Below are 19,606 nucleotides of genomic sequence, written 5' to 3' on the forward strand. Positions count from 1 at the left end.
TTCGTTTACACCGCCGTGCTTACACGGTCAGCGGTTTGTAACGGATACGCTTCGGCTTGGCGCCTTCCTCACCCAGGCGTTTCTTCTTGTCGGCTTCGTATTCCTGATAGTTACCGTCGAAGAAGGTGACCTGCGAGTTGCCTTCGAACGCCAGGATGTGCGTGGCGATACGGTCCAGGAACCAGCGATCGTGGGAGATCACCAGCACGGAACCGGCGAACTCGAGCAGCGCGTCTTCCAGCGCGCGCAAGGTTTCGATGTCCAGATCGTTCGACGGTTCATCGAGCAGCAGGACGTTGCCGCCCTTGAGCAGGGTCTTGGCCAGGTGCAAACGGCCGCGCTCACCGCCGGACAGGTTGCCGACGATCTTTTGCTGGTCCGAACCCTTGAAGTTGAAGCGGCCCAGGTAGGCGCGCGACGGCATGTCGAAGCGGCCGACGGTCAGCATGTCGGCGCCGCCGGAGACATCCTCGAACACGCTCTTGCTGTCGCTCAGGGTGTCGCGGTTCTGGTCCACCAGCGAGACGCGGGCGGTCTGGCCGATGACCACTTCGCCGCTGTCCGGCTTGTCCAGGCCGGCCACCATCTTGAACAGGGTCGATTTACCGGCGCCGTTCGGGCCGATGATGCCGACGATGGCGCCAGGCGGGATGGTGAACGAGATGTTGTCCATCAGCAGGCGGTCGCCGAACGCTTTCGAGACGTTCTTGAACTCGATCACTTCGTTGCCCAGACGCTCGGCCACCGGGATGAAGATCTCCTGGGTCTCGTTGCGCTTCTGGTATTCGTACTCGCTCAGCTCGTTGAATCGGGCCAGGCGGGCCTTGGACTTGGCCTGGCGCGCCTTCGGATTCTGGCGCGACCATTCCAATTCCTTGGCCAGCGCTTTTTGACGCGCCGATTCGGTCGATTCTTCCTGCTTCAGGCGGTTGGCCTTCTGGTCCAGCCAGGACGAGTAGTTGCCCTTCCATGGGATGCCATGGCCGCGGTCCAGTTCCAAAATCCACTCGGCGGCGTTGTCGAGGAAGTAGCGATCGTGGGTGATGCCGACCACGGTGCCCGGGAAGCGCAGCAGGAACTGCTCCAGCCATTCGACGGACTCGGCGTCCAGGTGGTTGGTCGGTTCGTCGAGCAGCAGCATGTCCGGCTTGGACAGCAGCAACTTGCACAGCGCCACGCGGCGCTTTTCGCCGCCGGACAGCACGCCGATCTTGGCGTCCCATGGCGGCAGGCGCAGCGCGTCGGCGGCCATTTCCAGTTGCAGGTTCAGGTTGCCGCCGTCGGAGGTCGAGATGATCGCTTCCAGACGGGCCTGCTCGGTGGCCAGCGCGTCGAAGTCGGCGTCCTCTTCGGCGTACGCGGCGTACACGGCCTCCAGCTTGGCTTGCGCCTCGAACACTTCGCCCAGGCCCGATTCGACTTCCTGGCGCACGGTTTTTTCGGGATCGAGCTGCGGTTCCTGCGGCAAGTAGCCGATGTTCAGGCCCGGCATCGGCACGGCTTCGCCCTGGATGTCGGTGTCGATGCCTGCCATAATTTTCAGCAAGGTCGACTTACCCGAGCCGTTCAGACCCAGCACGCCGATTTTTGCGCCTGGGAAAAAGGACAGCGAAATATCTTTCAGAATCTGGCGCTTGGGCGGGACGATTTTGCCCACGCGGTTCATGGTGTAGACGTAATTTGCCATTCAGGGGGAACTTTCAAAAGAGTAAGTGATAATCCGTATCCAGCATTATAGGCGCAGCGGACAGCGCCGGACACATTGCGCGCGCATCCGGACACCCCGTTTCAGCAAATTCAAGGACTTAGCGATGGCACGGATCGTGCTGATCTGGGCTGTTCTTTATTTCTATCAACATCCATGAAAAATACGATTTGCGCAGTCTTTTTTTGCATCGCCTCGGCAGCCGCCACGGCGGGCGCTGACACCTTGCCGGCGCCGCGCGACATCCCGTTCAAGGGCGAGATCAAGTTGAGCGTCGACGCTACCGATCAAGTCCATAAGATCCTGCGCGTGCGCCAAACCATTCCCGTCCAGGGTGGAAGGAAGATGGTGCTGATGTATCCACAGTGGGAAACCGACAGCCACTCGGCTACGCAGGAACTGACCGGCCTGGCCGGCCTGATCGTCAAGGCCGGCGCATCGATTGGCTGCGCGATGGCGGCGACCCGTACGCCTTCCATATCGACGTGCCGGCAGGCGCGCGCGAACTGGAGGTGGAATTCCAGTTCCTCTCGCCGACCGCCGGCAACGTGCTGATGAGCCGCGACATGCTGACCTTGCCGTGGCAAAAAGTCGCGCTGTATCCGGCGGGCTGGTTCATCCGCAACATCGCCGTGCGGGCGGAGCTGAAGCTGCCGGCCGGCTTTCAATATGCGACGTCGCTGGAGACGGCCGCCGTCCAGGACCAGTTGGTGTCGTTTAAGCCCACCACCTTCGACAACCTGGTGGACGCACCTGTGCACGCCGGCCGCTATTTCAAACGGTTCGACCTGGCGCCCGGCGCCGTCCGTCCCGTCCGCCTGAACATGATCGGCGACAACGAGGCCGCGCTGGCCATTCCGCCGGGCATGCTGGACAAATACCGTGCGATGGCCGCCGCACTTCCCCGGTTGTTCCGCTCGGAGCACTACCGCCACTACGATTTTTTGCTGACGGTGTCCGACATCCTGCCCTCTGGCGGCGGGCGCGAGCACCAGGAATCGAGCGAGAACAACTTTGCGCTGGATTTCTTCACCCGGCCGGACGCCCATCTGCCGATGGCCGATTTGATCGTCCACGAATACGCGCACTCGTGGAACGGCCGCTTCCGCCAGCCGGCCGACCTGTGGTCGCCGACGATGAACCAGCCGGTGCGCGGCAGCCTGTTGTGGGTGTACGAGGGGCAAACCGAATTCTGGGGCAGGATGCTGGCTGCGCAGTTGGGCCTGCGCACCCGCCAGCAAACGATGGACGCGCTGGCCGTCGACGCCGCCAACGCCGTCGCCCGCACCGGCCGCCAGTGGAAATCGCTGGCGGACACCACCAACGACCCGCTGTACATGCCCGGGCGCCGGATGCAATGGCGCGACTGGCAGCGGCGCGAGGATTATTACGGCGAGGGCGTGCTGCTGTGGCTGGACGTCGACATGCTGTTACGGGAGCGCACCGGCGGCAAACATAGCCTCGCCGATTTCGCCGGCGCCTTCTTTGGCGCGGTGAACAATGCGTTGGCGACCAGCACCTACACCTTCGCCGACGTCTGCAAGTCCCTTAGCGCGATCGCGCCCTACGACTGGGCCGGCTATTTCAACACCCGCCTGCGGGCGCACGACGACAGCCACTTGCTAAACGGCCTGGCGCGTGCCGGCTACCGCCTGGTCTACACCGACGAGGCGACTGAATATTTCGTGCAAAACGAGGATTTCAACGTCGGCGGCATGGATTTGAGCGCCTCGCTGGGCGTGACGGTCGGCAAGAAAGGCGTGGTGAAAACGGTGGCGTGGGAAGGGCCGGCCTTCCGCGCCGGCGTCGGTATCGGGGCCAGGTTGACCAAGGTCGGCGAGCAGCCTTACACCGACGAGGCCCTCAAACAGGCGATCAAGTCGGCAGCCGCGACGAAACAGCCGATTTCGCTTGGCTTCGAGGCCGACGGGCAGTCGCAAACCGTGCTGATACCATATTACGGCTCGCTTCGCTATCCGCGCCTCGAGCGCCTCCCCGGCACCCCGGATCGGCTCGAACGCCTGCTGGCCCCGAGTCCTGCCGTCCTATAAACGCCAGCGCTGATAAAACCATGATAAAAGCCATATTTTTGCTTTGCATAGCGAACCTGATGCCGTTGCCGTCCACCGCCGCCCCGGTAAACATCGACCGGACATTCACCCCCGATATCGGCGGCATCAAGCAGGTTGTCGAGATCAAGACCGACGACGCGGACAAGCCGGCGCTGCTCTTTTTATCGGGCGGGCCGGGAAGTTCCATGATCAATAATGCGGCCGCTTTCACCGACCAACTGAGAAAGCATTTCACGATTGTTCAATGGGATCAGCGTGACGCCGGCAAGACGCTGAAATTGAATCCTTCTCCCATCCAGCCTTCGCTCGCGCAAATGGAAAGCGACACGCTTGAGGTCATCAAATTCGTCAGGACCGAGCTGAAACAGCAAAAGATCTATTTGTTGGGTAGCTCGTGGGGGAATGTGCTGGGTTTTCATGTCGTCAAAACCCATCCGGAACTATTAAGCGCTTACTTCGCCGTCAATCCGGTGGTCAGCCAGTTGACAAGCGAAAAGGAATTGCTTGAAACCTTGAAGCTTCACTTTAAGGACAACGCCGCCGCCAGCGATGAACTGGCCGCCGTGAGCGTGCCGTTCAAAACAGACGAAGATCTTTTCTACCTGAGAAAATGGCTCTTCATCAAGGACGGCAAGGCCTTCGCGGCCAGCACCGGCTTCAAGAATGGTTTTCTGCAATGGTCGAAAGCCTGGTCTCCGGTCTGGAACGAAGTGATGACCATCGATCTGAACGCGTCGTTGAAGAAAGTCGACTGCCCGATCTACTTCCTGGTCGGCAAGAATGATATCCAGACGTTGACGAGCATCACTGTCCGCTATGCCGAGGCGTTACAGGCGAAGAAGAAGGAACTCTACCTGTTTGAACAATCGGGGCATCAAATTCATCAGGATGAACCGGAAAAGTTCCAGGTAACGATCATCCGGACGTTGGCCGCCGCCAGGTAGGCGGAGGCTACCGGCGCCGGCCGGCCCACAGGCCCTCGGCCACGTACAACGCCAGCGCGGCCCAGATGATGACAAAGCCGATCAGGCGCGCCGGCGGAAACGCTTCGTGGAACACCCACACGCCCAGCAGCGCCTGCATGGTCGGCGACAGGTACTGCAGCAACCCAAGCGCGGCCATCGGAATCTTGCGCGCGCCGGCGGCAAACAGCAGCAGCGGAATGGCCGTGATCGGCCCGGCCGCCGCCAGCAGCCAGCGGGTGCTGTCGAATTCGCTGTTGACGAAGGTGTTCTGGCCGTTCATCGTCAGCCAGACCACGTAGATCAGCGCCAGCGGGAACAGGATCATCGTTTCCAGCGACAGCCCCTCGAGCGCGGCGAGCGCCGCCGTCTTGCGCAGCAGGCCGTAGGAGCCGAAGGTGATGCCTAAAATCAGGGCAATCCACGGCACCTGGCCGGCCGACCACGTCAGCCACAGCACGCCGCAGGCCGCCACGCCGATCGCGATCCATTGCGCGCGCCGCAGCTTTTCCTTCAGCACCACCACGCCCAGCAGCACATTGACCAGCGGATTGATGAAGTAGCCGAGGCTGGCGTCGATGACGTGGCCGTTGTTGACCGACCAGATATAAACGAACCAGTTTGCCGACAGCAACACGGCGCTGGCGACGAAGCTGGCCAGCACGCGCGGCCGCCCCAGGGTGTGCGGCAGCCATTTCCATTGGCGCCGCGCGGTCAGCACGATGGCCAGGAACAGCAGCGACCACAGCATGCGGTGCGCGAGCATTTCCAGCGCCGGTACCTCGGCCAGCGCGTGGAAATACAGCGGGAACAGTCCCCAGCAAAAGAACGCGAAGGCGGCGTAGACAATACCTGGGTTCATGGTGCGCAGCGGCGAAAGGAGGTGGGTCGACATTATCGCGCAATTAACGGGCCCTTGCTGGCCGCAGGGCAACAACGGCGTCCCGACAGCGCGCCAGGCTCGCGCTTGCGGCCGCAGCAGCGTACACTGGCGTTATTGACTAATTGGAATGCCTGCGTATGCCAAAATTTCCTTGCCTTTTGCAAATAGTTATCCTATTGTGCAACGCACCAAAACAACAACAGGTGCAACCTTGACCGAGCAACACAAGAAAAGCAGTGTCGCCGCCCTGACCCTGGCGGCGGTCGGCATCGTCTACGGCGACATCGGTACCAGCCCCCTCTACACCCTCAAAACCATCTTCGACCCAGACCACGGCCTGGTGCTGAACGAATTCAACCTGCAAGGCATCATCTCGCTGATTTTCTGGGGCTTGACGATGATCGTCTCGCTCAAATACGTGACGTTGGTGCTGCGCGCCGACAACCGCGGCGAGGGCGGCATCATGGCGCTGATGGCCCTGGCGCTCAACTCCGTCACCAAGGCCGCGCCGCGCTGGCACTTTCCGCTGATGCTGCTGGGCGTGTTCGGCGCCACCATGTTCTATGGCGACAGCGTCATCACGCCGGCCATCTCGGTGCTGGGCGCGATCGAGGGCCTGGAAGTGGCCGCGCCGGGCCTGGAGCAGTACATCGTGCCGCTGTCGATCATCGTGCTGGTGTCGCTGTACGCGGTGCAAAGCCAGGGCACGGCCGGCATCGGCCGCTGGTTCGGACCGATCATGGTGATCTGGTTCGTCGCGCTGGCCGTCATGGGCGTGATCAACATCGTCGCCGCGCCGCAGATCCTGTACGCGCTCAATCCGATGAAGGCCTTCCACTTCATGCTGGAAAACCGCATGATCGCCTTCGTCGCGCTGGGCGCCGTGGTGCTTGCCTTCACAGGCGCCGAGGCGCTGTATGCCGACATGGGCCACTTCGGCAAAAAACCGATCCGCGCGGCCTGGTTCCTGATCGTGTTCCCGGCGCTGGCGCTGAACTACCTGGGCCAGGGCGCGCTGCTGCTGACGCACCCGGAGGCGGTGTCCAACCCGTTCTTCAACCAGTTGGGTTCATGGAGCGTTTATCCGCTGGTGGTGCTGTCGACGATGGCGGCGGTGATCGCCTCGCAGGCGACCATTTCCGGCACCTTCTCGATGACCAAGCAGGCCATCGCCCTGGGCCTGCTGCCGCGCATGCGCATCCTGCACACCTCGGCCACAGAGATCGGCCAGGTCTACATCCCGGCGGTCAACTGGCTGCAACTGGTGGTGGTGCTGATGGCGGTGATCGGCTTCGGCTCGTCGGACAAGCTGGCCGGCGCCTACGGCATCGCGGTCACGGCCACCATGCTGTGCACCACCGTGCTGACCTTCTTCGTGATCCGTTACCGCTGGCACCTGCCGCTGTGGCTGTGCTTTGGCGCCACCGGTTTCTTCATCGTCATCGACATCCTGCTGTTCTCGGCCAGCACGCTCAAGCTGTTCCACGGCGGCTGGTTCCCGCTGCTGCTGGCGATCATCCTGTTCACCATCATGCTGACCTGGAAGCGCGGGCGCGAGCTGGTGTTCAAGAATCTGCAAAAGCACGCCATCCCGCTCGAGGAGTTCCTGTCGTCGCTGTTCGTGGCGCCGCCCACGCGGGTCTACGGCACCGCCATTTTCCTGCGCGGCGAAAGCGACGGCGTGCCGCACGCGCTGCTGCACAACCTGTCGCACAACAAGGTGCTGCACGAGCGCGTGGTGTTCTTTACCGTGCATATCGTCGAGGAACCATGGGTGTCGGAGGCCGAGCAGGTCAAGGTGATCGACCTCGGACACCAGTGCTATCAGGTCAATGTGTTCTACGGCTTCAAGGACGAACCGGATATTCCCAAGGTGCTGGCGCAGTGCGAGTGTCTGGGCCTGCCGTTCGAGATGATGGAAACGTCGTTCTTCATCGCCCGCCAGACGGTCATCTCGACCCCTGGCCACGGCATGGCGCCATGGCGCGAGCATCTGTTCGTGACGATGTCGCGCAACGCCCGTGGCGCGGCCGACTACTACCAGATTCCGCCCAACCGCGTCATCGAACTTGGTACGCAAGTGGAAATATAAGCACACAAACGGCGCTAAAAGATGTAACCGAATGTAGTGCTTGGGGCGGAGGGGCCGGCGTCTGCTAAACTTCTGCTCCTAAAAGCTTGCACGAATATGAACTGTTCATCAAAGGTCATCATGAAATCGAAGTTTCACATTATTGTTGCTGTTGCCTGCCTGGCGATCTTGACGGCCTGCGGTGGCGGTTCGAAGAAATCCGATCCGGTTGTGGTGCCGCAGCCGGCGTACGCGATCAAGGATGTCACGGTCGGTCCCGGCGCCGACACCACCACGCTGGCGGAAAAAGGCGATTTGGTGACGGTGGCCTACACCGGCTACCTGTACGACGCCACCAAGACCGACGGCATCGGCGCCAAAGTGGAAAGCTCGATCGACACCAACACGACGGCGCCGCCGTTCACCTTGGGCGTTGGCGGCATCGTGCCGAGCGGCTGGGATCTCGCCACCGCCGGCATGCGCGTGGGTGGCGTGCGCCTGGCCACGCTGCCGGCCAACCTGGCCTACGGCGACTCCACGCGCCTGGCGCAAACGGTCGCGGGTTTCCAGTACGCCGCGATTCCGGCCAATGCGCCGCTGGTCTACGAACTGCGGCTGATCAACGTTACCAAGGTGGTCAAGCAGCCTAACGTTGCGCCGCCGACGGACCTGAAGATCGTCGAGGTCACGGCCGGCACGGGCGCCGTCGCCGCCCTCGGCAAGAGCGTCACGGTGCGCTACAGCGGTTACTTCTACGACGGCACGCGCGAGAGCCTCAAAGGCGCGCGCTTCGATCCGGGCGCCACTGCCACTGCGCCGTACGGTACCTTGACGTTCACCGTTGGTACCGTCACCGGCACCGGCAGTGTCATCCCTGGCTTCAGCCGTGGCACGGAAGGTATGCTGGTCGGCGGCAAACGCACCGTGTTCATCCCGCCCGCGCTCGGGTACGGCGCGACCGGATCGGGCACCACGATTCCACCTAACGCCAACCTGGTCTTCGATATCGAGCTGATGTCGGTGAATTGATCCGCAGCGCATGGAAATGAAAATGGCAGCCAATCAGATGGCTGCCATTTTTTTCGTCCCTGTGCTCTAGTCGCGCAGCGCCCTCGCGGGGGACATGCGCATCGCCGTCAAGGTGTGGCGCGCGGTGGCCGCCGCCACGATCAGCAGCGCGATGGCCAATGCCGCCGCCGGCGCCCAGCCGCCCAGTGGCGTGCGCTCGAGGAACGGCGCCAGATAGTGCTGGATCGCCAGCGCGGCCGGCGGCAGCCCGACCAGCGCGGCGACACCCGTCAGCAGCAGGAATTCCCGTCCCACCAGCGCGCCGATGGCCACGCGGCCGGCGCCATGCAGCTTGCGCAGCACGATCTCTCGCGCGCGCCGCTGCACGCTGTTCGCCGCCAGCACGTAGATCCCGAACGCCGCCAGCGCGAACACCACGCCGGTGGCGCAGGCCAGCATCCTGGCCACGCGCAGGTCGTCCCCATACGCCTCGGCGTGGTAGCCGCCGGCGCGCCGTATGATCGGCGGGGATGTCGGGAAGTAGCGCTGCGCCGTCGCGGAGATCGCCCGCTCCAGCGCCTCGGCCGCGCCGCTTGCCGATGGCGCGGCGCGCATCCGCACCGTCAGCAGGCGGCTGCTTTCGGCCGGAAGGTACAGCATCGGCGCCACCGGTTCGCGCAAGGTGTACCAGCGGATGTCCGGCGCCACGCCGACGATGCGCCAGTTGGAGTCGGGGAGACGCTGGCCCAGCGCCTGTTGCATCGAATTCCAGCCCAGCGCCGTCACTGCCGCCCGGTTGATGACGATATTGCGCTCTCCATCCTTGCTGGCGCCGGCGTTGTTGTCGATGCGCGGGTCGAACAGCCGCCCGGCGATGGCGGACAGGCCGTAGACATCGAAAAACTCGGGACTGACGAATTGCACCGTCAAAGCGGCGGTACTGCCGTCCGCACGCCGCGCCGACGTGCTGCCCCGTGTGCCGGTGTGGTCGTCGCGGCCGGGCACAGAGCCGCTGTCCGCCACGCCGGCGACCTCCGACAAGCGCGCGACGGCGTCGCGGAACGCCCGCGCCCGCGCATCGTCCAGCCCTTTGCTCATTTCCACCACCAGCAACGGCGCCGGATCGAAGCCCGGCGGCACGCGGCCGGCGAACTGCGTCTGCCACAGGATCGCCAGCGCCACGCTGCCCGTCGCCATCGCCGTGGCGAACTGCAGGGCCGTCAGCACGCGCCGCAGCCACGCGCCGCCGGCGGTCTCGCCGCTCCGGTGGGCCAGCGCTTCGCCCATGTCGACGCCGCGCGCCAGCCAGCCCGGATACAGGCCCGCGAGCACGCCCACCACAACGCCGAACAGCAGGCCGAGCGCCAGCGACAGCGGCGTGAAAACGCCGTCGAGCCGGCGGTCCAGCAGTTCGGACGACAGCGGCAGCACCAGCCACGCCAGCAGCATGCCCAGCGCGGCGGCGGCCAGCGACAGCAGCACGGATTCGGCCATGAACTGCGTCAGCAGCCGGCCCGTGGTGGCGCCCAGCACGCGGCGCATGGCGATCTCGCGCTGACGGCGCAGGGTGCGCACCGTCGCCAGGTTGACGTAGTTGACCACCGCCACGCCGAGGATCAGCAGCCCGGCCGCGCCCATGGCCAGCACCAGGCGCCTGTCGCCGCGCGGGCCGGTGCCCAGGGTGTTGGCGACGCTGCGGTCGAAGTAGGCGTCGGCCAGTGGACCGAGCCCGATGTCGACCATCTTGCGACCATCCAGCGTGGTCTTCATCTCCGGCGTTGCCAGGCCCTCCCACGGGGCGCGATCGACGACATCCTGCAGGACCTTTTGCAGCGCCTGCGCGCTGACGCCGGCGCCGGTCTTGACGTAGATCCGGCCTTCGATACCCATCCAGTTCGATAGCGCCCGCTGGCGCTCCGTGTCCGGCCACAGCGCGCTGCCGATGCCGACCATCGCCCCGAACTGCAAGGTACTGTTGCCCGGCCGGTCGTCCAGCACGGCGCGCACCTGCAAGGTTTGACCGGCGATGTCCACGGTCTTGCCAAGGGCATCGACGGTGCCGAACAAGGCCAGCGCGGTCCGTTGCGTTACCGCCAGGCCATCAGGCAAGGTCAGCGCCTGTTGCAGGTTGCCTTCCCGCGCCCGCAGGCCGGCGATGCGCTCGAAGGCCGGATCCACCGCCATGACCTCCAGCTCGCGCTCGCGGCCTCGCAGCGACGCCGTCGTCTTGTGCGGCCACCACACGCTGGCCTCCAGCGGCAGGCCGCTGCGCAGCGCCACCTCGCGCAGCGCGAACGGCGTGTACTCCATCCACTGCGGCTGCGGGATGAAGTTGAGCCGGTGTTTGATCACGTACACGCGCTCGCGCTGCGGCACGTCGCTGTCGTAGCTGAACGAGTAAGCCATAAACCCGAGCAGCAGGAAGCAGACCGCGAAGCCGGTCGCCAATCCCAGCAGCTCGACGGCCGATTGGAACGGTTGGCGGATCAGCAGGCGCCAGCCGATGCGAAAGTCCCTTAGTCTCATTTGCATCTCCTTTTTAATCGCCTAGCGCCAACGCCGGCGACATGCGTAACGCCGTCACCGTGTGACGCGTGGTTGCCAGCAGGGCGACCAGCGCCGCCATCGCCAGCGCCGCCGCCAGCGTCCACATGCCGATCGGCGCGCGGTCGGTATAGCTGGCGAGATAGCGTTCGATCGCCAGGGCCGCCAGCGGCAGCCCGATGAGGGCGCCGGCGCCGATCAGCGACAGGAACTCGCGAGCCATCATCAGCGCGATATCGAAACGCCGCGCGCCGTGCAGCTTGCGCATGACGATCTCGCGCCGGCTGCGTTGCACGCTGTAGGCCGACAACACGTAGATGCCGAAAGCCGCCAGCGCGATCGCCACCACGCTGGTGGTGACCAGGATGCGCACCAGGCGCGCATCGTCGGTATAGGGTTCGGCCAGCACCGCCTCCTGCGACGTGATCTCCAGGATGTCGTTGGGGAAGTGGCGGCGCCATACCGGCTCGATGGCGCCGTAGGCGTCGGCCAGACGGCCATCGGTGCGGACCGACAGCACGCCGGCCGGACGAATGCCGTAGATGATGGCCTTGGCCGGCTGCCGCAGTCCCTGGAAGCGGATATCCGGCGCGATGCCGTTGATCCGCAGGCCGCTCGGCGTCGCCTGGCCCACCGCATCCTGTGGCGAGGCATATCCGAGCGCCAGCGCGCCCGCCTGGTTCAGCACCACGCCGCCCAGGTTCTTGGTGTCGTTGGGATCGTGCGCGGGATTGAACAGTTCTCCATACAGCGCGCGTATCCGGTGCACTTCGAACCAGTTCGGCGACATGTACTTGGCCTCCATCGGAATCTCCCTGCCGTCCTTGCCGATGACGATGTTGACCAGTTTGAGGCCGTCGCGTCCCACCGCTTCCGAAATCGCGGCCACCGCCTCCACTCCCTGCACACGCCGCAGCTGTTCGATAAACGCGGTGGCTTCGGGCTTGCCCGCGGCGCCGTCGGGGAGCGGCAGCGCGATCAGGTTGGCCGTGTCGAAGCCGGGCGACGCGTGGCTGGCGAACCAGGTTTGCCAGCCGACCGCCAGCGCCGTGGCGCCGAGCGTCATCGCGCTGGCGAATTGCAGTACGGTGAGCACGCGGCGCACCCATAGCCCGGCCGCCGTCTCGCTGTTGCCGCGTCCCGTCAGCGACGCCCCGGGCAGCGAATGCAGGGCGATCCAGGCGGGGTAGGCACCGGCGCAAACGCCTATGAAAGCCCCGAACGCCAGCGCGATCGCGCAGCGCAGCGGCGTGAACATGCCGTCCAGCGGGCGGTTCACCATGTCGGAGAACACCGGCAGCAGCAGCCACGCGAGCATCAGCCCCGCGACGGTCGCGATCAGCGCGGTCAGCACCGCCTCGCTGAGGAACTGGCGCACCAGTCGCCCCGCGCTGGCGCCGAGCAGTTTGCGCAAGCCGATCTCGCGCTGGCGGCGCAAGGTGCGCACGGTGGCCAGGTTGACATAGTTGATGGCCGCCAGCAGCAGGATCAGCAAGCCGCCGGCGGCCATGCCGAACACGGTGCTGCGCTGGCCATACCGTTGCGCCGCGCGGCTATTGAGCAGTTCCTGGTCGAAGTAGGCGTCGCGCAGCGACAGCAGCTTGATGTCCGAGACGTTGCGGCCATTGAGCGCGGCGCCCATTGGACCTGCCTTGACGCGCTGGTTCATCGGCGACTTTTCGGTGGCGTCCTGCAGCAGCGCGGCCAGCGCCTCCATCGACGCGCCGGGTTTGAGCTTCATGTAGACAGTGCCGCGCGACCAGTTGGTGAAGGCGGTCTCGCGCTCGGGCCAGGCGCTGCTCTTGCTACCGATCAGCGCCTCGTAAAGCTGGCTGGAATTGGCCGGGGGATCTGGCAGCAGGGCGCGCACTTGCAGCACATTGTCACCGACTTTGACGCTTTGGCCCAGCGCCGGCGCTTCGCCGAACAGCTTGCGGGCGGCGGTCTTGGTCAGCGCCAGGCCGTCCGGCTGCGTCAGCGCCGCTTGCAGATCGCCGGCCGATGCGGAGATGCCGAACAACGGGCCGAAGGCCGGATCGACCACGTTCAAGTCCATCGCATGCAGCGTGCCGGCGGCGCGCAGCGGCTTGTCGATGCCCCTGACGATGCTGGCCCGTTCCACCAGCCCGCTGGCCAGCGCGATGTCGCGCAGCGGCAGATAGCCGATGGTTTGCCATTCGGGACGTGGAAAGACGTTGATGCGCTGCTTGACCACCATCAGGCGGTCGTTGTCCGGCACGCTGCTGTTGTAGTTCAGGCAGAAGGCGACAAAGCCGAACAGCAGGAAACAGGCCGCAAAGCCGATCGCCAGCCCGCCGGTGACGACGATGGAGTAGGCCGGCTGTTGCAGCAACAGGCGCCAGCCGATGCGGAAATCGCGCAGGTTCATGGCGTTGATCCTGACGCTTAAGCGGCTTGCAGGGCGTCGACCATGATGCGGCCGTCCAGCAGGTTTATGGTGCGCGAGGCCTGCGCCGCGTGGTCCGGCGAGTGCGTCACCATCACCACGGTCGTGCCCTCGGCGTTGATCTCGCGCAGCAGGCGCATGACTTCGTCGCCGTGGGCGGTGTCGAGGTTACCGGTCGGTTCATCCGCCAGCAGCACGGCGGGGCCGGCCACCAGCGCGCGCGCGATCGCCACGCGCTGCTGCTGGCCGCCCGACAGTTGCGAGGGGCGGTGCGCGGCGCGGTGGCCGACGCCCAGCTTATTGAGCATCGCCGTGACGCGCTCGCGCCGTTCGCGCGCCGGAGTACCGTTGTATTCGAGCGCCAGTTCGACGTTTTCGAACACGGTCAGCTCCTCGATCAGGTTGAAGCTCTGGAAAATGAAGCCGATGCGTCCGCGCCGCAGTTGGTTCAGCTTCGATTCGCTCCACCCGGCCACATTGCGGCCCTCGAACCAGTATTCGCCGTGGTTGGGCGTGTCCAGCAGCCCCAGGATGCCCAGCATGGTCGATTTGCCGCAGCCGGACGGACCGGTGATGGCGACGTATTCGCCCGCTTCGATCTCCAGGTCGATGCGGTCCAGGGCCGTGGTCTGGATTTCCCCTGCCTGGTGGATTTTGCTGATGCCGACGAGTTTGAGCATGTGGGTTTGCCTTTTGGTGGTGTGGATGTGAATTTACTGCGTAATCTGCAGCCTGGGTGAATTTCCGTAGGCGGCGTAGCTGGACAGGATCACCTTGTCGCCGGCCGCCAGGCCTTCGAGCACCTCGATCTGGCTGTTGTTGCGGCGCCCGACGCGCACCGCGCGCCGTTGCGCGCCACGGCCGCTGGCGTCGACCACGTAGACCCAGGCGCCGCCGCTGTCGTTGATGAAGGCGCCGTTGGGCAGCAGCAGCGCCGGCGCCGGTTCGCCCAGGGTGATGCGGGCGTCCAGGCTCTGGCCGGGGTTGAGCACCGGTGGCTGGCTGTCCTTGAACACCATTTCAACCGTGAAGCGGCCTTCCTTGATCTGCGGGTAGATGGTGCTGATGTCGGCGGCGTAGCTTTTATCGTCCTGTTTGACGCTGCCCTTGCGGCCGACCGCCATGCGATTAAGGTAGTACTCGTCCACGCTGGCCGACAGCTTGAAGCGCACAGGATCGTCGATGCGGCCGATGTTTTTGCCGGTGGCGATCGATTCGCCCACCTGCAGGCGGAAATTGGTGAGCCGGCCTTCGACCGGCGCGCGCACCGCCAGCGCGTCGACGGTGCCGGAGACCAGCTTCAGGCCCGAGTTCAGACCGTCGATGGCGCTTTCGAGCTGCTGGGCGGCGGCGCTGCGCACCTTGTCCTCGGTGCTCGATGCCCGCTGCTCGTTGGCCAGCTGGCGTTGTTGCTGGTCCAGCTTGTCGGCCGATTCCTCCAGCGCCACGCTGGAGATGAAGCCCTGCGCGGCCAGCCGCGCATTGCGCTGGTGCTGTTTGCGCGCCTGGTCCACCTCGAATTGCAGCTCGTCGAGCCGCCGCCGGTGGTCGCTGGCGCTGGCCTCCTGCGCCACGCGCAGATTCGAGAGGTTGAAGATGCTGACCGCGTGTTCGGACTGGCGCGCCAGCAGTTCCAGGTTGCGTTGCGGGTTGGAGATGCGGAACAGCAGTTGGCCTTTTTTGACCAGTGCGCCGTCGCTTGCCAGCACCTCCTCGACCCGGCCCGATTCCACCGAATCGAGGATCACGGAGTTGAGCGGTTCGGCGTTGGCGCGCACGACGATTTCGTCGACGAAGACGCCACGCGCGGCCTGGCCGATGCGCAGGTCGGCGCCGTCGATTTGCAAGCCGCGCGGCATCCAGGACCACAGCGCATAGCCGGCGGCGGCCAACGTCAGCACCGAGGCGACCGCGATGGCGATGGTTTTCCCGCGCCGGCGCGGTACCACGGTGTCCATCGCGGCGCCGCTGGCCGGCAGTCCCGGATTTGGCTGGTCGATATTTTTTTTGATCTGCATACGGGCCTTAGAGCAAAGGACGTGCCACGCGCAAAAAACGGCGATACAGAGGTTTTTGGCATGCGTGCGGCCCGCAGGTGTTCAATATCGAACACCGGGCGATGTTCGGAACTGGACATCGGCATGCAGCGCGGTTTGCCGGCGCGGTTTTGCCTTGTCCGCAGCCCCTCCAGCGCTGCTAGAATGCCTGCATGTCCGCCTACGTACTGATACTCGATGACGATCCCGACGTCGCCACTGCCGCGCAGTTGCTGCTGCGGCGCCGTCACGGCCAGGTCGTCACGCTTTGCGATCCCGCCGGCTTGCCCGCGCTGCTGGCGCAGGGCGTGCCCGACGTGGTGCTGCTCGACCTGAATTTCACGCCCGGCTGCATCGATGGCGCCGAGGGCCTGGCGCTGCTCGATGTGTTGCGCGCCCAGGGCCGTCCGCCGGCGGTGATCGCGATGACGGCGTATGCCGACGTCCCGCTGGCCGTCGAGGCGCTCAAGCGCGGGGCCGGCGACTTCATCACCAAGCCGTGGGACAACGCGCGGCTGGTGGCGGCCGTCGACCAGGCGCTGGCGCGGCGCGCGGCCCTGCGCGGATCGTCGGCGGCGGCGCCAGAGCTGATGGGCGAGTCGGCCGCGATGCGCGAGCTCAAGGCGTTGATCGGCAGCGTGGCGCCGACCGAGGCGAATGTGATGGTGCTCGGCGAGAACGGCGTCGGCAAGGAGCTGGTGGCGCGCGCCATCCACGCGCTGTCGCGCCGCGCGGCCGGCACGCTGCTGGCGGTGGACATGGGCGCGCTGCCGGAATCGACTTTCGAGAGCGAGTTGTTCGGCCATCGCAAAGGCTCGTTCACGGATGCCAAGTCCGACCGCGCGGGGCGCTTCCAGGCGGCGCGCGGCGGTTCTCTCTTCCTTGACGAAATCGGCAACATGCCATTGGCGGCGCAAGCCAAGCTGCTAACGGCGCTGGAGCGGCGCGAGGTGACGCCGATCGGCGCCGACAGGCCGGAGGCGATCGACGTGCGCATCATCAGCGCCACCAATCTGGACGAGGCGCGCCTGTTCGATCCCTCCGTCTTCCGGCCGGATTTGCTGTTCCGGCTCAATACCATCGTGATCCGCGTGCCGCCGCTGCGTGAACGGCGCGAGGACATCCCCTTGCTGCTCGCGCACTATCTGAAACTGTATGAGCTGCAGTATCAGCGGCCGGTGCGCGAGGTGGCAGGCACGGCGATGGACAGCCTGCACCGGCATGATTGGCCCGGCAACGTGCGCGCGCTGCGCCACGCGTGCGAACGCGCCGTCATCCTTGGACAGGGGACGGAATATGGCTTGAACGATTTCGGTCTTTGCGCCGCGCCGTCCGTCGTCAATATCGTCGCCGCCAACGAGGGCGCCGGCGTTGGCCCCGCCCTGGTCCCCGGAGACATGACCCTCGACGCCCTGGAACGCGAAGCCATCGCCAGCACGCTGGCCCAGTTCAACGGCAATATCAGCCACGCCGCCAAAACGCTCGGCATCAGCCGCGCCGCCTTGTACCGCAAGCTGGGCAAACATGGCATCTGAGCGCGCGCTCAAGTTCGGCGTCGCGGCCAGCGTGCTCGCTTTGCTGGCGCTGGCCGTCGCGGCGGACGCCTTGTCGGCCACGCCGGAGCCGCGCCGCATCGTGCTGTGCGCGACGCTTGCGCTGGCGCCGCTATGCACGTTGTGGCAATGTCTGCGAAAACTCGGACCGCGCGTCCCGCGCATGGAGCCTCAATGCGCCAGCGCCGACATGGCCCCCGGTTCCCGGCACAACGAACTTGCCGCCAACGTGCTGGCGCTGGAGGCGCGGTTGGAGCACGCGCCCATCGCGCTGTTCCGCATCATGCATGCCAGCGGCGCCGGGCAGGTCGCGCCGCTCAACGCCAGCGCCCGCAGGCTGCTGGCGCCGGGCCGCGCCAGCGCGCCGCAGGATTTGCACGAGCTGCTGGCGGCGCAGCCGGTCGGCCAGCGCAGGTTGATCACCTTTGACACCGAACGCGGTGGCGAGCGCGCGCTGGTCGCCATCTCGGCGTTGTCGGTGCAGGGTTCCGCGCAGCGTCTGGCCGCGCTGATGCCGGTGGAAAGCGAACTGGAAGCGGAGGCGTTGAACGCCTGGCGCGAGCTGGTGCAAGTGCTCACGCACGAGATCATGAATTCCCTGACGCCGGTGGCATCGCTGTCGCGCACCGCCTGCGGCCTGCTCGACGAGGCCAGCGCCGGACTACCCGCCGATATCCACGCCGATCTGGGCATCGCGCTGGACGCCATCGCCCGCCGCGCCGCCAGCCTGGTCGACTTTGTCGGCAGTTACCGCAGCCTGTCGACGGTGCCCCAGGCGCAGCCGCAGCGTGTGCAGTTGGAGGATTTGTTCGACCGCTTGGCCGCGCTGCTGGCGCCGCAGTGGCAGGCGCTGGGCGGACAGGTGGTGTTTTCGGTGGAACCGGCGTCGCTGGAGGTGATGATCGATCCGGGACAGCTGGAGCAGGCGCTGATCAACCTGCTCAAGAACGCCGCCGAGGCAATGGCCGGTGGCGCCCGTCCGCCGCGCGCGGTGGTGAGCGCACGTTTGAGCCGGGGCAGCCGTTTGCGTATCGAGGTGGCCGACAATGGTCCCGGGGTTCCGGAAGCGCTGGCCGCGCACATCTTCACGCCGTTCTTCTCGACGAAAAAACAGGGCAGGGGGATCGGGCTGGCGATGGTGCGCCATCTGGTGCACGCCAATGGCGGCACGGTGCGTTACGCGCGCTCGGTGGGCGAGGGCGCGCGGTTCATGCTGACGTTCTAAAGCCGCAGGTTAGCAAACCGTCAGCGCACCATATCGATGTGCATGATGCCGTCTTCGTCATACGGTTCGGTGACCGTTTTGAAGCCGAAGCTCGCGTAGAATTTTTCCAGGTGGGCCTGGGCGCCGATGCGGAACCGGTGGCCGGGATGCAGCGCCTCCGCCAGTGGAATGGCTTTGGCCAGCAGCTCGCGGCCAATGCCGCTGCCGCGCGCGGCGCGCGTGGTCAGTACGCGGCCCAGCGACATCTCGTCGTACTTCAAGCCGGGGGGCAGGCAGCGCAGATAGGCGACCAGGGTGCGCTTGCCGTCGATCTCACGCCACGCCATCAGGTGATGGCTGTCCAAATCGTAGCCGTCGATATCGGGATACAAGCAGGTTTGCTCGAGGATGAACACGTCCTGGCGCTGGCGCAGCACCTCGTACCAGTCGTCGCGGGGGATGTCGTCAAAGCCCAGCCAATGCCACTCAATCATTGCGTATCTCTGTAAGGGATGAACGATGATTGTAATGCAGAAGGCCGGCGCTGGTGGGCGCCGGCCTCGGGACCGTCAATCGCTGAACGCGGCGATTACAGAATGGTCAGGGTCACGTCGATGTTGCCACGGGTGGCGTTCGAGTAAGGGCACACGATGTGGGCGGCGTCGACCAGCTTCTGCGCGCTCTCGCGGTCCAGGCCTGGCAGCGAGATTTTCAGTTCCACTTCGATGCCGAAGCCCGTAGGGATGGCGCCGATGCCGACCGTGCCTTCGATCGAAACGTCCGCCGGCAGGGCGATCTTGTCACGGCCGCTGACGAATTTCATCGCGCCCAGGAAGCATGCCGAGTAGCCGGCCGCGAACAGTTGTTCCGGGTTGGTGCCGACGGCGCCGGCGCCGCCGAGTTCTTTCGGGGTGGTCAGCTTGACGTCCAGCACGCCGTCGGAGGAGACGGCTTTGCCTTCACGGCCGCCGGTGGCTTTTGCGGTTGCGCGGTACAGTACTTTTTCGATCGACATGATGAATTCCTTTTCAGTAAGTTGAAGTACAAATCGTTGGACTACAAATCTAACAAACTATCTAATCGCTAGCGATCTACCATCCAGCGCGACAGCTTGCTAATCTACTACGCTTCGCTGTCGTTTGCAGCGCCGATGTGAGAACT

The 19,606-nt window shown here is 65.1% G+C and carries 15 protein-coding genes; 7 read left to right on the forward strand and 8 right to left on the reverse strand.

All coding sequences use genetic code 11. The annotated features are described in order from the left end of the window. Positions 1-19: 19 nt before the first annotated feature. Positions 20-1,687, reverse strand: a complete 1,668-nt coding sequence (ettA, locus tag NHH88_02160; protein ID USX14620.1) for an energy-dependent translational throttle protein EttA — start codon at positions 1,685-1,687, stop codon at positions 20-22. A gap of 174 nt (positions 1,688-1,861) precedes the next feature. Between ettA and NHH88_02165 the strand changes: the two genes are divergently transcribed. Genes NHH88_02165 through NHH88_02175 form a run of 3 tightly spaced genes read left to right on the forward strand, consistent with a single transcriptional unit; the run spans position 1,862 to position 4,721 of the window. After that, positions 1,862-2,260, forward strand: coding sequence for a hypothetical protein (locus NHH88_02165; protein ID USX17523.1), 399 nt, complete (start codon positions 1,862-1,864; stop codon positions 2,258-2,260). Continuing rightward, a complete protein-coding gene (locus NHH88_02170; GenBank protein ID USX17513.1) occupies positions 2,185-3,756 on the forward strand; it encodes a peptidase M61 in 1,572 nt (523 codons plus the stop codon). The genes NHH88_02165 and NHH88_02170 overlap by 76 nt, the downstream gene beginning before the upstream one ends. 20 nt (positions 3,757-3,776) lie before the next feature. Then, on the forward strand, positions 3,777-4,721 hold the full coding sequence (locus NHH88_02175; protein USX14621.1) for an alpha/beta hydrolase: 945 nt from the start codon (positions 3,777-3,779) through the stop codon (positions 4,719-4,721). A gap of 7 nt (positions 4,722-4,728) precedes the next feature. Here the strand turns inward: NHH88_02175 and rarD are convergent, their stop codons facing one another. Beyond that, positions 4,729-5,601, reverse strand: a complete 873-nt coding sequence (gene rarD / locus NHH88_02180; protein USX14622.1) for an EamA family transporter RarD — start codon at positions 5,599-5,601, stop codon at positions 4,729-4,731. A 232-nt stretch (positions 5,602-5,833) separates the two neighbouring features. On the opposite strand from rarD, the gene NHH88_02185 reads away from it, so the two are divergent. Both NHH88_02185 and NHH88_02190 read left to right on the forward strand, forming a co-directional pair. Beyond that, the gene (locus NHH88_02185; GenBank protein USX14623.1) at positions 5,834-7,714 is read left to right on the forward strand and encodes a potassium transporter Kup; all 1,881 of its coding nucleotides are present in this window, start codon (positions 5,834-5,836) and stop codon (positions 7,712-7,714) included. 120 nt (positions 7,715-7,834) lie between these two features. Then, the gene (locus NHH88_02190; GenBank protein ID USX14624.1) at positions 7,835-8,722 is read left to right on the forward strand and encodes an FKBP-type peptidyl-prolyl cis-trans isomerase; all 888 of its coding nucleotides are present in this window, start codon (positions 7,835-7,837) and stop codon (positions 8,720-8,722) included. Between the two features lie 66 nt (positions 8,723-8,788). On the opposite strand, the gene NHH88_02195 is transcribed toward NHH88_02190, so the two are convergent. The 4 genes from NHH88_02195 to NHH88_02210 are packed head-to-tail and all read right to left on the reverse strand — an operon-like array spanning position 8,789 to position 15,670. Beyond that, positions 8,789-11,227 carry an ABC transporter permease gene (locus tag NHH88_02195; GenBank protein USX14625.1) on the reverse strand — a complete coding sequence of 813 codons (2,439 nt, stop codon included), beginning with the start codon at positions 11,225-11,227 and terminating at the stop codon, positions 8,789-8,791. Between the two features lie 13 nt (positions 11,228-11,240). Then, on the reverse strand, positions 11,241-13,634 hold the full coding sequence (locus tag NHH88_02200) for an ABC transporter permease (GenBank protein USX14626.1): 2,394 nt from the start codon (positions 13,632-13,634) through the stop codon (positions 11,241-11,243). 17 nt (positions 13,635-13,651) lie between these two features. Beyond that, positions 13,652-14,332, reverse strand: coding sequence for an ABC transporter ATP-binding protein (locus NHH88_02205; protein USX14627.1), 681 nt, complete (start codon positions 14,330-14,332; stop codon positions 13,652-13,654). Positions 14,333-14,365: 33 nt separating this feature from the next. Then, positions 14,366-15,670 (reverse strand): efflux RND transporter periplasmic adaptor subunit, encoded by a 1,305-nt coding sequence (locus tag NHH88_02210; protein ID USX14628.1) that lies wholly within the window; start codon positions 15,668-15,670, stop codon positions 14,366-14,368. Positions 15,671-15,861: 191 nt separating this feature from the next. Between NHH88_02210 and NHH88_02215 the strand changes: the two genes are divergently transcribed. Beyond that, positions 15,862-17,223: a sigma-54 dependent transcriptional regulator gene (locus tag NHH88_02215; protein ID USX14629.1), complete on the forward strand. Its 1,362-nt coding sequence runs from the start codon at positions 15,862-15,864 to the stop codon at positions 17,221-17,223. Beyond that, entirely contained in the window at positions 17,213-18,466 is a 1,254-nt protein-coding gene (locus NHH88_02220; protein USX14630.1) for an ATP-binding protein, read from the forward strand. Before NHH88_02215 ends, NHH88_02220 begins: the two co-directional genes overlap by 11 nt. Before the next feature lie 20 nt (positions 18,467-18,486). On the opposite strand, the gene NHH88_02225 is transcribed toward NHH88_02220, so the two are convergent. Together NHH88_02225 and NHH88_02230 are read right to left on the reverse strand one after the other, a co-directional pair. After that, positions 18,487-18,939 (reverse strand): GNAT family N-acetyltransferase, encoded by a 453-nt coding sequence (locus NHH88_02225; GenBank protein USX14631.1) that lies wholly within the window; start codon positions 18,937-18,939, stop codon positions 18,487-18,489. Positions 18,940-19,034: 95 nt separating this feature from the next. After that, positions 19,035-19,460, reverse strand: coding sequence for an organic hydroperoxide resistance protein (locus NHH88_02230; GenBank protein ID USX14632.1), 426 nt, complete (start codon positions 19,458-19,460; stop codon positions 19,035-19,037). Positions 19,461-19,606 lie beyond the last annotated feature (146 nt).

This window comes from Oxalobacteraceae bacterium OTU3CAMAD1, from assembly GCA_024123915.1.
Lineage (GTDB): Bacteria > Pseudomonadota > Gammaproteobacteria > Burkholderiales > Burkholderiaceae_D > Rugamonas.

Excerpts from the sequence above, each read along its gene's own strand:
- ettA (USX14620.1), bottom strand. The coding sequence starts at position 1,687 with ATGGCAAATTACGTCTACACCATGAACCGCGTGGGCAAAATCGTCCCG.
- NHH88_02165 (USX17523.1), top strand. The coding sequence starts at position 1,862 with ATGAAAAATACGATTTGCGCAGTCTTTTTTTGCATCGCCTCGGCAGCC.
- NHH88_02175 (USX14621.1), top strand. The coding sequence starts at position 3,777 with ATGATAAAAGCCATATTTTTGCTTTGCATAGCGAACCTGATGCCGTTG.
- rarD (USX14622.1), bottom strand. The coding sequence starts at position 5,601 with ATGAACCCAGGTATTGTCTACGCCGCCTTCGCGTTCTTTTGCTGGGGA.
- NHH88_02190 (USX14624.1), top strand. The coding sequence starts at position 7,835 with ATGAAATCGAAGTTTCACATTATTGTTGCTGTTGCCTGCCTGGCGATC.
- NHH88_02195 (USX14625.1), bottom strand. The coding sequence starts at position 11,227 with ATGAGACTAAGGGACTTTCGCATCGGCTGGCGCCTGCTGATCCGCCAA.
- NHH88_02200 (USX14626.1), bottom strand. The coding sequence starts at position 13,634 with ATGAACCTGCGCGATTTCCGCATCGGCTGGCGCCTGTTGCTGCAACAG.
- NHH88_02205 (USX14627.1), bottom strand. The coding sequence starts at position 14,332 with ATGCTCAAACTCGTCGGCATCAGCAAAATCCACCAGGCAGGGGAAATC.
- NHH88_02210 (USX14628.1), bottom strand. The coding sequence starts at position 15,670 with ATGCAGATCAAAAAAAATATCGACCAGCCAAATCCGGGACTGCCGGCC.
- NHH88_02215 (USX14629.1), top strand. The coding sequence starts at position 15,862 with ATGTCCGCCTACGTACTGATACTCGATGACGATCCCGACGTCGCCACT.
- NHH88_02220 (USX14630.1), top strand. The coding sequence starts at position 17,213 with ATGGCATCTGAGCGCGCGCTCAAGTTCGGCGTCGCGGCCAGCGTGCTC.
- NHH88_02225 (USX14631.1), bottom strand. The coding sequence starts at position 18,939 with ATGATTGAGTGGCATTGGCTGGGCTTTGACGACATCCCCCGCGACGAC.
- NHH88_02230 (USX14632.1), bottom strand. The coding sequence starts at position 19,460 with ATGTCGATCGAAAAAGTACTGTACCGCGCAACCGCAAAAGCCACCGGC.